12 protein-coding genes are annotated in these 12,390 nt (G+C 58.8%); 4 read left to right on the top strand and 8 right to left on the bottom strand.

From position 1 onward, the window contains the following. Nucleotides 1-41 precede the first annotated feature (41 nt). Together mscL and coaA are read right to left on the bottom strand one after the other, a co-directional pair. Nucleotides 42-440, bottom strand: coding sequence for a large conductance mechanosensitive channel protein MscL (gene mscL, locus ACNPM8_RS06630; RefSeq protein WP_105657635.1), 399 nt, complete (start codon nt 438-440; stop codon nt 42-44). Between the two features lie 110 nt (nt 441-550). Then, nucleotides 551-1,510, bottom strand: coding sequence for a type I pantothenate kinase (gene coaA / locus ACNPM8_RS06625; protein ID WP_448939618.1), 960 nt, complete (start codon nt 1,508-1,510; stop codon nt 551-553). A gap of 167 nt (nt 1,511-1,677) precedes the next feature. On the opposite strand from coaA, the gene glmS reads away from it, so the two are divergent. From glmS to ACNPM8_RS06610, 3 genes are all read left to right on the top strand, one after another. Further along, a complete protein-coding gene (gene glmS, locus ACNPM8_RS06620) occupies nt 1,678-3,549 on the top strand; it encodes a glutamine--fructose-6-phosphate transaminase (isomerizing) (RefSeq protein ID WP_332487181.1) in 1,872 nt (623 codons plus the stop codon). Between the two features lie 87 nt (nt 3,550-3,636). Continuing rightward, nucleotides 3,637-3,987 (top strand): holo-ACP synthase, encoded by a 351-nt coding sequence (locus tag ACNPM8_RS06615; RefSeq protein ID WP_105657637.1) that lies wholly within the window; start codon nt 3,637-3,639, stop codon nt 3,985-3,987. Nucleotides 3,988-4,148: 161 nt separating this feature from the next. Beyond that, nucleotides 4,149-5,597, top strand: a complete 1,449-nt coding sequence (locus tag ACNPM8_RS06610; protein ID WP_166650718.1) for an NAD(P)H-hydrate dehydratase — start codon at nt 4,149-4,151, stop codon at nt 5,595-5,597. 13 nt (nt 5,598-5,610) lie between these two features. Here the strand turns inward: ACNPM8_RS06610 and ACNPM8_RS06605 are convergent, their stop codons facing one another. The 6 genes from ACNPM8_RS06605 to truA all read right to left on the bottom strand — a co-directional run bounded on the left by ACNPM8_RS06605 (nt 5,611) and on the right by truA (nt 11,658). Next, a complete protein-coding gene (locus ACNPM8_RS06605; RefSeq protein WP_133833634.1) occupies nt 5,611-6,330 on the bottom strand; it encodes an SDR family NAD(P)-dependent oxidoreductase in 720 nt (239 codons plus the stop codon). Nucleotides 6,331-6,376: 46 nt separating this feature from the next. Further along, nucleotides 6,377-7,750 (bottom strand): UDP-glucose dehydrogenase family protein, encoded by a 1,374-nt coding sequence (locus tag ACNPM8_RS06600; RefSeq protein WP_400342068.1) that lies wholly within the window; start codon nt 7,748-7,750, stop codon nt 6,377-6,379. Nucleotides 7,751-7,898: 148 nt separating this feature from the next. Next, nucleotides 7,899-9,245 (bottom strand): phosphoglucosamine mutase, encoded by a 1,347-nt coding sequence (gene glmM / locus ACNPM8_RS06595; protein WP_105657641.1) that lies wholly within the window; start codon nt 9,243-9,245, stop codon nt 7,899-7,901. Between the two features lie 169 nt (nt 9,246-9,414). Then, the gene (rpsI, locus tag ACNPM8_RS06590; protein WP_060702200.1) at nt 9,415-9,915 is read right to left on the bottom strand and encodes a 30S ribosomal protein S9; all 501 of its coding nucleotides are present in this window, start codon (nt 9,913-9,915) and stop codon (nt 9,415-9,417) included. A 38-nt stretch (nt 9,916-9,953) separates the two neighbouring features. Beyond that, nucleotides 9,954-10,397, bottom strand: a complete 444-nt coding sequence (gene rplM / locus ACNPM8_RS06585) for a 50S ribosomal protein L13 (RefSeq protein WP_105657642.1) — start codon at nt 10,395-10,397, stop codon at nt 9,954-9,956. 325 nt (nt 10,398-10,722) lie between these two features. Further along, complete coding sequence (gene truA / locus ACNPM8_RS06580; RefSeq protein WP_448939478.1) at nt 10,723-11,658, bottom strand: tRNA pseudouridine(38-40) synthase TruA; 936 nt, start codon at nt 11,656-11,658, stop codon at nt 10,723-10,725. Between the two features lie 168 nt (nt 11,659-11,826). Here truA and ACNPM8_RS06575 point away from each other — a divergent pair, with 168 nt between their 5' ends. Then, nucleotides 11,827-12,279 carry a hypothetical protein gene (locus tag ACNPM8_RS06575; protein WP_388022714.1) on the top strand — a complete coding sequence of 151 codons (453 nt, stop codon included), beginning with the start codon at nt 11,827-11,829 and terminating at the stop codon, nt 12,277-12,279. Nucleotides 12,280-12,390: the final 111 nt, after the last annotated feature.

The raw sequence follows: 12,390 nt of genomic DNA, 5'->3' as shown, positions 1-12,390 counted from the left end.
GTTGCGGGCCCCGCCCCTTGGAGACGGATGTTTGTCAGGGCTTAGCGCAGAGTCTTCAGCTCGTCGCGGATCTGGGCGAGCAGCTCCAGCTGTGGATCTACTTCTTCCTCTGGCTCTTCTGCACCGGCAGCACGGCGTGCAGCCAGTCGCTCGTTGAGCTTGGTCATTGGCAGAACCAGCGCGAAGTAGACAGCTGCAGCAATCAGCAGGAAGTTGACCAGTGCAGTGAGGAAGACACCGAACTTGATGTCAACGCCGTCAATGGTTAGCAACAAGAAGCTGTCGAAGTTTGGAGATCCAACCAGGGCAGCGATCAATGGCATCAGCACATTATCGACCAAGGCGGTGACTACGGCGCCGAAGGCAGCGCCGATAACAACAGCAACGGCCAGATCGACAACGTTGCCCTTCATAATAAAATCGCGGAAACCTTTTAGCATGGTTAGAGCATACACAGGAAAATCACAGCAAGACTACGAATTTGGGCTCCGATCCGCAATAGTTCGGCAAACTCACAGAAATCGTTTGCTTAGATATCAGCTGAAGAAGCCTAGATTTTCCTCAATAGCATCCTGCGCACCGAGTGATCCGCCGCCTTGCGCAGTACTAATTGCGCCCGCCCACGCGTAGGCAAGACGTTTTCTCTGAGGTTCGGCTCGTTAATGCGCTTCCAGATACCGTGAGCAGTTTCCCGTGCCTCGACATCAGTTAGCTGGGCATAGCGGTGGAAGTAGCTGGCAGGGTCGGAGAAGGCACCGGAGCGCAGACGCATAAACCGCTTAATGTACCACTCTTCGATATCCGCGGTACGCGCATCCACATAGACGGAGAAGTCGAAGAAGTCGCTCAGGGCCAGACCCACGGTTCCATCGGAACGGGTTCGAGCAGGCTGCAATACGTTCAGTCCCTCGACAATCAATACCTGCGGTGAGCGGATTACATTGCGCTCCCCCGGGATGATGTCGTAGGTCAGGTGCGAGTAGACCGGAGCACTTACTTCTGGGGCACCAGACTTTACGGCCGAGACAAAGCGCAGCAGCGCCCGCCGGTCATAGGATTCGGGGAACCCCTTGCGGTGCATGATCCCGCGGCGCTCAAGCTCGGCATTCGGGTACAAGAAACCATCAGTGGTTATGAGCTGGACATCAGGCGTATGCGGCCAGCGGCGCAGCATTTCCTGCAGTACACGAGCAGTTGTGGACTTTCCCACGGCAACCGAGCCGGCGACGCCGATGACAAAAGGCGTGCGGCTGGTCTGATCGCCCAAGAAGGTAGTGGTTGCCTGATGCGTCGCGCCGGCACCCTCGACATAAAGCGACAGCAGGCGGCTCAGTGGCAGGTAGACGTCCCGGACCTCTTGCAAGTCCAGCTGGTCGCCGAGGCCGCGTAGCCGCTCAATGTCCGAATAATTCAGCGGCTGTTCCATTTGATTGGACAGGCGCGCCCATGTCTCGCGCTCCAGTTCAACGAAAGGCGAGATAGGCGTTTCAAGTGTTCCGTGTGGTTCCACGAGGGTAAATTCTGCCAAGAATATGCTCCACATCCCAATTAACAACATCAACAAGGCAATTGGATTAGTCAAAAAACAGCCGACTGGTGATCTAAGACATAGGTAATTTTGAGTGCTCCGACACGATTATTCCCATCGATAGGCATTGAACCGGTAGGATTTTTCCCATGTGCGGAATTGTTGGATATGCAGGAACCTCGAGCCAGGTCGCCGATCATGGCGCCCTCGACGTTCTAATTGAAGGTTTGCGTCGGTTGGAATACCGCGGCTACGACTCGGCTGGTGTCGCTGTTGTTGCCGATGGCGCCATTCATTCTCGTAAGAAGGCCGGCAAGCTGGTCAATCTGGAAAATGAAATTGCCGAGTCCCCATTGCCTAAGTCGATGACCGGCATTGGGCATACCCGTTGGGCAACCCACGGTGGTCCGAGCGATCAGAACGCTCACCCACACCTGGCCGATGGTGGCAAGCTTGCCATGATCCACAACGGAATTATTGAAAACTTCGCCGGCATCAAGGCCGGCTTGGCAGCCGAGGGCGTTGAATTCCTCTCGGATACCGATACCGAGGTTGCCGCAGCTCTGCTGGGTAAGCTCTACAGCTCCGAGGCCGAAGGCGATTTGACCCGCGCCATGCAGCTTGCTGTTCAGCAGCTCGAAGGTGCTTTCACCCTCTTGGCAGTTCACCAGGACCACCCAGGTGTTGTCGTTGCGGCTCGCCGCAACTCCCCTCTGGTTCTCGGTCTGGGCGATGGCGAAAACTTCCTGGGTTCGGATGTCTCCGGCTTCATCGACTTCACCCGTCGTGCCGTAGAGCTGGGCCAGGACCAGATCGTAACCATCACCCCGGATAACCATTCCATCACCGACTTCGACGGCAACCCGGCCGAAGGCAAGGAATTCACCGTTGACTGGGATGCAGCCAGCGCTGAAAAGGGCGGCTTCCCATCCTTCATGGAGAAGGAAATCTTCGACCAGCCTGCAGCTGTTGCCGACACCCTGCTGGGCCGCTCGGACGCTGATGGCCGACTGACCCTGGACGAACTGCGTATCGCTCCAGAGGAACTGGCCGAAATCTCCAAGATTGTTGTTCTTGCTTGCGGCACCTCGGCATATGCCGGCTCCGTGGCCAAGTACGCTATCGAGTCCTGGTGCCGTATCCCGGTAGAAGTTGAGCTCTCCCACGAGTTCCGCTACCGCGAGCCAATCGTGGACGAAAAGACCCTGATCGTTTCGATCTCCCAGTCCGGCGAAACCATGGACACCTTGATGGCTGTGCGTTACGCCAAGGAGCAGGGCGCCAAGACCATGTCGATCTGCAACACCAACGGATCGACCATCCCACGCGAATCGGATGCGGTGCTGTACACCCACGCTGGTCCGGAAATTGCTGTGGCTTCCACCAAGGCATTCCTGGCACAGATCACCGCAACCTACCTGCTGGGCCTGTACCTGGCGCAGCTGCGCGGCAACCTGTTCCAGGGCCAGATCAAGGACATCCTTGCCGACCTGGGCAAGATCCCTTCCAAGATCCAGGACGTCCTGGACCGCGCGGAAGAGATCAAGGATCTGGCACGCAACATGTCAGATGCCAACTCCGTGCTGTTCCTGGGCCGCCACGTAGGCTACCCGGTAGCAATGGAAGGCGCCTTGAAGCTCAAGGAAATCGCCTACATCCATGCTGAAGGCTTCGCCGCTGGCGAGCTGAAGCACGGCCCTATCGCCCTGATCGACGATGGCCAGCCAGTGTTCGTCGTAGTTCCTTCCCCTCGTGGTCGCGACTCGCTGCACTCCAAGGTTGTCTCCAATATCCAGGAAGTGCGCGCCCGTGGCGCTAAGACCCTGGTTATTGCCGAAGATGGCGATGCTGCGGTCAAGGACTTCTCCGAGTGGGTCTTCTACGTGCCAGAAACCCCAACCCTGCTGATGCCTCTGCTGGCCACCGTGCCACTGCAAATCTTCGCTTGCGAACTGGCATCCGCCAAGGGCTTCGATGTCGACCAGCCACGCAACTTGGCCAAGTCGGTGACCGTGGAGTAATCCACCGAGCACCAGAATTGCGGGCATTCCCTTTCCGAGAATGCCCGCAATTTTTATGCCCTGCAAGCACTGGATAAACTGATAGGCATGATTGCAGGAATTGGAGTGGACATCGTTGATGTGCCGCGTTTTGGCCGCCAGCTCGAGAAGACTCCACGCTTGCGTGAACGGCTCTTCACCGAAGAAGAGCGGGGCCTGCCCCTGCGATCCCTGGCGGCCCGCTTCGCGGCCAAGGAAGCCATCGCCAAGGCACTGGGAGCTCCTGCGGGCATGAACTGGCAGGACTGCACTATCCGCAAAGATGAAGCCGGTGATCCCCAGGTTCACAACACTGGTTCAGTGGCCGCTGCCAGCGAGCTGCGTGGCATCAAATCATGGCATCTGACCATGTCCCACGATGGAGATATGGCTATCGCAATGGTGGTTGCAGAACGCTAGGCACCAACGCCACGACGAAAGAATAACGACACGCATCTCATTAAATAGGGCATCGCACAGGTGCCTTGAGTATTGTTTGTCTTATGATTCCTGTCTACAGTGTTGCGCAAATTCGTGCGGTTGAAGCCCAGGAGAACTCCAAGCGGGGCGAGACCAGCTTAATGAAGCAAGCAGCCGCCCATTTGGCTTCAACGGCAGTCGCCATGCTGACCGAGAATTCCAGCGCCGATCCGGCTTTCGTGGTGGCGCTTATCGGCCCGGGCAACAACGGTGGAGATGGCTTGTATGCACTGGCAGAGCTCCAACTGCAGAAGATTTCCACTCTGGCTCTGCAGTGCCACGAACAGATCCATGCCGAAGGTGCTGCAGCATATCAAGCTGCCGGCGGTACCGTGCTGGACCTCTCCGACGGTCAAGGCGAATTAGCTAATGCCTCGCTCATTATTGACGCCATCTACGGCCTTGGATACCGTGCCGGCTCTGATTTGCCGAAGCTTCCTGCTGGCGCACGGGTGCTGGCATGCGATATTCCTTCAGGCCTGGATCCTGAAACGGGCGTTGCGCAGGACTCTGTTCTTCGCGCAGAACGCACGGTAACTTTCGGTGCCATGAAATCCGGTCTTCTGTCTGTAGACGGACCGCTGGTTACCGGTGACATTACCGTGGCAGATCTCGAATTCGACTTTTCTTCCGTCCAAGCTGGAACGCAGCTTGTGGACGAGGTGGCCACTCGCGAGCTGCTGGACCAGCACCGCTCTTGGCGGGATGCCGGACGGCACAAGTACCAGCGTGGAGTCCTGGGACTCATCGCCGGTTCCGGCCTTTATCCCGGAGCTGCTCAGCTGACCGCCAAGGCCGCTGTAGCCTGCGGCGTCGGATTGCTTCGCACCCACGTGCCAGAATCCATTCAGCCGCTCATGGCCGTCGCCGTGCCGGAGTCCGTGCCACTGGATGATGAGCAGATCAAGGAAGCGCTGTCTTCCTCCCGCCGTCAGATTCACGGCAAGGGCGCCAAGATCAAGGCTTGGGCCATTGGCCCGGGCTTGGATGGACGCACTCCCCCGACTGGCGCCATCGCTGATGTCTTTGCCAGCCCGCAGCCGGCCGTAATTGACGCGTCCGGATTGGAAGTCGTTCCTGCCGGCCCAAGCGAGCAGCCTCGCGTGCTGACGCCTCATGCCAAGGAACTGCGCATGCTGCTCAGCCGCGCTGGAGTGAAGATCACTCCCGATGAGATTTCCCAAGACCCGATTCGCTGGACCCGGTGGGCCGCCCTGGCATACAACGCCGTGGTCCTGCTCAAGGGACCAACCAGCTACATTGTGGCCCCCAATGGCGACAGCCTGATGGTGAGCCACTCGGCACCAGAATTGGCCACTGCAGGCAGCGGCGATGTCCTGACCGGCATCCTGGGCTACATGCTCTCCGACAGCTCGCTCACGGGCACCGAAGGCCTGCGAACCGTGCCTAACCGCCGCATGATGGAACTGACCGCGTGTGCCGCTTACATTCATGGCCACCTGGGCCGGGTGACCGCTTCAGAGGGAACTGTCAATGCTTCGCGCCTGATCGAGAACCTGCCTAAGGTCATGAAGCAGTTCGGCTTCTAGGCTCTGGGTCCCTCTAGAGGCCGCCAGAAACTTTGAGAACGCTGCCGGTGGTGTAGGCGGCTTCGCTAGACAATAGCCAAGCCACCGCACCGGCTACTTCTGTCGGCTTGCCTGCGCGTCCCATCGGGATCGTCTCGGCGATTTGCGCAGGGCGCTGTGGATCCTTATGGAATTCAGTCCAAAGCGTTCCCGGGCTAACCGCATTCACTCGGATGCCGTCCTTAGCCAGTTCCTTGGACAGTCCCACTGTCAAGGCTTCTACTCCGGCCTTGGCTGCAGCGTAATGCACGTACGTGAAGGGGCTTCCGGATTCAGCCGCCACCGATGAAATGTTCACGATTGCACCACCGCCATGTGACTGGAGCAGGGGCAGCGCATATTTAATGCAGGTAATTGGGCCCAGAAGATTCACGTTCAGATCCGCGGCGATATCGGTCAACTCGTTGTCTGCCAGATTTCCGATGGCCGTCGCTGATCCCGCGTTGTTTACCAGTCCTTCAAGTTCACCAATGTCCTTCACTCGGGCGAAGAACCTTGCCACTGATTCTTCATTGGCGCAGTCGATCTGCAGGACATGGCAAATAGCGCCGAGCTCACGGACTTTATCTGCCACTGCCTGCGCCGATTTCTCATCCTGCCTGTAGCCGATGATCAAGTTGCGGTCGGTGGCTAGACGCACCGCAATCGCGGCTCCTAAGCCACGACCACCGCCGGTGACCACAGTGTATGCCATGCGGCTCCCCCTCTCTTGCAGTTGCGGTCGCGTACCGCAGCTAGCTTCAGGAAGCCTGTACCGGAATCGAGGTAGTTGCCGGAGCCATGTTGCCCAGCTCGAAGTATTCACCCGGACCGGTAACAGTCCAGCCCTGATTCCGCCATTCAGGGCGGTCCAGGACGTTGCGCCCGTCAATCAGCTGCTTGTTGGCCACTACGTCTTCCAGATCCGACGGATTCAGTTCGCGGAATTCATTCCATTCGGTCAGCACCAAGGTCAGGTCCGCATCCTTCGCCGCTTCCTTGAAGGAATCAACGTAGTTCAAGCGCGGGAAGCGGCCGGCAGCGTTGGCGTTGCCTTCTGGGTCGTAGACCGAGACTTCAGCGCCCTCGTTGTACAGGCGGACGGCGATATCCAGTGCTGGCGAGTCCCGCACATCATCGCTGTTCGGCTTGAAGGTCACGCCAAGTACGCAAACATGCTTGCCTGCCAGCTCATTGCCCAGCATGTGCGAGGCCAGCGAGACCACGCGGTCACGGCGGCGCAAATTGATCTGGTCGACTTCAGCCAAGAAGCCCATGGTCTGGCTCAGGCCAAGTTCGCTGACGCGTGCTTGGAGGGCTCGAATGTCCTTGGGCAGGCAACCGCCGCCGAAGCCCACTCCAGCGTTCAGGAAGCGGCGTCCAATGCGCTTATCGTGGCCAATGGCGTCGGCAAGGACCTTGATGTCGCCGCCTACGGTTTCAGTCACCTCGGCAAAGGCGTTGATGAAAGAAATCTTGGTAGCCAGGAAGGCGTTGGCTGCAACCTTGACCAGTTCTGCAGTCTCCAGGTCCGTGGCGATCTCCGGAGTATCCAAGGCAAGGATCGGTGCATAGACTTTGCGCAGCAGTTCCAGTCCGCGTTCATGCTCCAGGCCGTAGACCAGGCGATCGGGGCGCAGGGTATCCTGGACGGCGAAGCCTTCGCGAAGGAACTCCGGATTCCATGCCAGCGCGATGCTGCTTCCGTTCTTGGCGTCTTGGGCAATTTTCTCGCTCAGCCGGCGTGCGGTGCCTACCGGCACGGTGGACTTGCCGACAATCAGCGCTTCGCCGGTGATGTGCTCCAGCAGCGAATCCACGGCACCGTCTACGTAGGACATGTCTGCGGATTGCGAGTCGGCGCGCTGCGGGGTGCCCACGGTGATGAAGTGGATATCCGCGCCGGCAGCGACTTCTGCGTAGCTGTCGGTGAAGCGCAGGCGTCCGGAGGCCACATGCTTGCGCAGCAGTTCTGGCAGGCCTGGCTCGTGGAAGGGCAGAACGCCAGCGGCCAGTGCTTCCAGCTTGGCTTTGTCTACGTCCAGTCCAATGACTTCATAGCCCAGTTCAGCCATGCAGGCGGCATGGGTTGCACCGAGGTAGCCGGTGCCGATCACGCTGATGCGTAAAGTCACGAAAGTCCTTCTCTCCGAGAACGCGAACCGATATCAGTTTCTATTAGTTAGCATGCCACACCCCCGCAGCGTGTTCCGGCGTGGAACGCGCTGCGGGGGTGTGAGTTTTCTTGATATTTACGTGTTGGTTGCTGGGAAGCCACTGGGCCTAGAGGGCCAGATGCTCCTTGACCGATCCTGCCAGGGCTTCGGCTTCGGCCTGGGCCTGCTCGTGGGTAGCTGCCTCGACCATGACGCGAACTACTGGCTCGGTCCCCGATGGACGCAGCAGCACACGGCCGGTGGTGCCCAAGCGTGCCTCAGCAGCGGCAATTGCCCGCTGCAGCGGTTCGCATTCTGGAACGCTGGCCTTGTCTACGCCGCGTACGTTGATCAGGACCTGTGGCAGGACGGTCAGCACGGCAGCAAGTTCCTTCAGGGTCTTGCCGGTAGCCTTCACGCGGGCCGCAATCATCAGGCCGGTCAGCACGCCGTCGCCGGTGGTGGCGTGCTTGGAGAAGATCACGTGGCCGGATTGCTCGCCACCCAGGGAGTAATCGCCTTCGCGCATGCCTTCGAGCACGTAGCGGTCACCCACGCCGGTCTGCTTAACAGTGATGCCTGCTGCTTCCATGGCCAGGGTCAGGCCGAGGTTGCTCATCACGGTGGCAACCAGGGTGTTGTCCTTGAGTTCGCCGCGGTCCTTCATGTCCAGTGCCATGACGGCCATGATCTGGTCACCGTCGACGACGGTGCCTTCATGGTCTACTGCAAGACAGCGGTCAGCGTCGCCGTCGTGCGCGATGCCCAGGTCCGCGCCGTGCTCCAGCACAGCGGCCTGCAGCTTCTCCAGGTGGGTGGAGCCGTAGCCGTCATTGATGTTGATGCCGTCTGGATCTGCGCCAATCACGACGATCTCGGCGCCGGCAGCCTTGAACACCTCTGGGGAGCAGCCCGAAGCAGCGCCGTGGGCGCAGTCCAGAACTACCTTCATGCCATCCAGCCGGTTGGGCAGGGCCTGCAGCAGGTGCATGATGTAGCGGTCCTCAGCGTCGGCGAAACGCGAGACTCGACCTACCTCACCGCCGGTTGGGCGTGGCTTTGGCATCTTCAAGCAGGCTTCGATGGCATCTTCCAGCGCATCGTCCAGCTTCTTGCCGCCACGGGCTAAGAACTTAATACCGTTATCCGGAGCCGCGTTGTGCGAGGCGGAGATCATGACACCGAAATCGGCGTTCAGGTCCCCTACCAGGAATGCCGCCGCAGGAGTCGGCAGCGTGCCGGCATCCATGACGTCTACGCCGGAGGCGGCCAGGCCGGCCTCAATTGCGGCAGACAGGAAGTCACCACTGATGCGCGGGTCCTTGGCAACCACAGCGACCGGCTTGTAGCCGTCCTCTGGCTGGCTCAAGCCCAGCACCACCGATGCCGCCTGCGCCAGTTCCAGCGCGAGCTCGGGAGTTAACAGTTCGTTTGCTTTTCCTCGGACCCCATCGGTCCCAAATAACCTTGCCATCGCCTTCAATCATATGCCCTCTGCATTGATTTATACGGCTTAAAGTCCCGCATTGGCAGTGAGATGAGAAAAGATTACTGGGATCTTGCAGTCTTCGGCGTTAAAAGGCCAAAGGCCCCGGCGTCCTTTGCAGGATGCCAGGGCCTTTGGAAAGACCTTGAAGCAAGGTTTAGCGCTTCGAGAACTGCGAAGCCTTACGTGCCTTCTTCAGACCAGCCTTCTTGCGCTCGATGACGCGTGCGTCACGAGTCAAGTAGCCAGCCTTCTTCAGGGTGGCGCGGTTTGCATCGCGATCGATCTCGTTCAGCGAGCGAGCGATACCCAAACGCAGTGCACCGGCCTGGCCGGAAATGCCGCCACCGTTGATACGAGCGATAACGTCGTAAGCACCCTCAAGACCAAGGATCTTGAAAGGCTCGTTGACGTCCTGCTGGTGCAGCTTGTTAGGGAAGAAGTTCTCCAGGGTGCGACCGTTAACGGTCCACTTGCCGGTGCCTGGTACCAGGCGAACGCGGGCGATAGCCTGCTTGCGACGGCCAACTGCTGCACCTGGAACGGTAAGCGGAGCGCGCTCGGTTTCGGCAACTACAGCCGAAGCAGAGGTCTCGGTGGTGTAAGTCGAAGGGGTCTCGCCTTCGAATTCAGTGGTTTCTTCAGCGTTCTGAGCCACGATAATCTCCTATTAAGTATTTCTTCTCGGGGCCAGGACTACTGAGCGACCTGGGTGATTTCCAGTGCCTTTGGCGACTGAGCAGCGTGTGGGTGCTCGGCGCCGCGGTAGACCTTCAGCTTCGACAGCTGGGCATCGGAAAGCTTGTTCTTAGGCAGCATGCCCTTGATGGCCTTCTCAACAGCCAGTACTGGGTTCTTTTCCAGCAGGTCTGCGTAGTTGATGCTCTTCAGGCCACCTGGGAAACCGGAGTGGCGGTAAGCGCGCTTGTTCAGCAGCTTCTTACCGGTCAGTGCAACCTTGTCTGCATTGATGATGATGACATGGTCGCCCATGTCCATGTGTGCAGCATAGGTTGGCTTGTGCTTGCCGCGCAGCAGGGTTGCGGCCTGGACGGCGAGACGGCCGAGTACTACGTCGGTGGCGTCAATGACAAACCACTGACGAGTCTGGTCAGCCGGCTTTGGGGTGTACGTACGCACAGTAATTGCCTTACGTTGATTCGTTTCTGGTCAAACAGTCGCTTGGCTGAAGGCGGTGAGATCCCCCAGTGACAGGCACTGTCGTGGTGTTGTTGTGTTTAGACCAGTACGCCAGGTGAGGACTGATGATAACCGGCCGTCCATATATTGTTCGCACACCCAGCAGACCAGCGACTATGCAACTAAGCCGTCACGCTTGGGCGTGTAGTGTCGAACGTGGACATACACAACTCATAAAAGTTTAGCGGATTAAAGTGTTTCCGGCCAAAAAAGCATGTACGTCGTGAGCAACAACACCCTTAAGATCCCGGGGATTATCGGCTAATCAGCTTTCCATGCAGGCTTCGTCAACCTCAGCTTCGGTTCGCCGTGCGCGGGTCAGGAGTGCTCGTTCCGCCAGTTCTTCAACCTCTGGGTAGTAGACCTCTTCGAGGACCAGGGCCCGCGGGTGCGAAAGCTTGGTCTTGGAGTCGCGGACCATCTGTTCCAGCCGCTGGGCCAGGAACCCCGGTTGCTCACGCCCGTCCCCCACCATCATCGCGGCACCGATTAGCGCACGGACCATGTTGTGGCAGAAGGCATCGGCCTTCAAATGGGCCAGTACCAAGCCGTCGGCTCCACGGGTGAAGGTGAATTCCTGCAGGGTACGAATGGTCGTGGCATGCGGACGGGGCTTGCAGTAGGTCAAGAAGTCGTGGCGGCCCAGCACGCTTTGCGCCTCGCGATTCATCGCCTCGACATCCAGCTCTTCACGGTGCCACGTCGTCAGGTGCCGGGTCAGTGGATCCCAGCGCTGCTGCCCATCGGCAATCCGGTAGGAGTAGCGGCGGGCCAGCGCGGAGAAGCGGGCATCGAAGCCTTCTGGTGCGCGTTCGGCTTCATGCACCCAAACGGCACCATCTTGACGGCCAAGGATGCCGTTGATGCGGCGTACGAGCGCAGGACCGGGAGCCAAGGGCGCCTTGCGTGGCAGTCCCGCGTATTCTTCCTCGGTCAAATCGAAGTGCACCACCTGGTGGCGGGCATGCACACCTGCATCGGTGCGTCCGGCAACAACCACGCGCACGCGGCGCCGGATCATCATTTCCAGGGCCTCTTCAACCAGCTGCTGCACGCCCAAGACATTGGGCTGGCGAGCCCAACCGCTATAGGCGGCACCGTCGTATCCGAGCACCATGCGCATGCGGATCCATGCTGGTGCTGCAGTGGCCCCCAATGCGGTGATGCCCATTGGATCGATGCTTTCTGGCTGAGTACTCATGTATTCAATTATGCGTAAGCAGACGTGCAACCGTCGAATCAAGTGCCCGCCTTCACGCCGTTATCCACAGGCGCCAAAACGAGAGCTGCTGCCGGGAGTAGCCTATGTGCATTCCACGGACCTGCCGCGCAGGCGGCTGGTTCACCAGCACCGTTCTAAGGTCTCGCCATGTTCAGGAATGCAGTTAGCTTTATCGCGATATCCGCTGCTGTCCCGCTCTGCTTAAGTGGTTGCAGTTCGGGACAGCTGAGCACAAAGCAATCATGCGCCCTCATTAATGAACTGGCCGTAGAGCATTTCATCGAGGAAAAGTGGGCGCTGGCATATATGGGAATTCTTGCGCAGAATTCACAACCTGCGATTGAGGCTTTGGAAACAGCCATCGGCATCTACCGGGAAGTCTCCGAGCAAACTGGCAATAGGCACTTGCGCACTGCATTGCGGTCCGAAATCGAAAACTACCAAGACTTCATTGACCTCATTGCCAATCGCTCCTTTGACGATCCAACGCTCGCGTCAGACGTTGAGGCAGCCGAGGGCGGACTGCAAGATCGATACACCGACTATGTGCGTGAAACGTGCCCAGCTTCCGCTTCTGAACCTGATCCGTCCGCTTCTTAGGAAACCGCTGCTTGCCGATCCGCTCATGTCATACACTGCCTGCAATAACTCCTGATTATAGAATAAACAGGTACTTATCGGTGCCTCACGTGCTGGGCCATCGGATCATCA

This window comes from Glutamicibacter sp. AGC46, from assembly GCF_053543715.1.
Note: the sequence above shows the minus strand (reverse complement) of the source record. Positions and strands in the feature narration are given on the sequence as shown.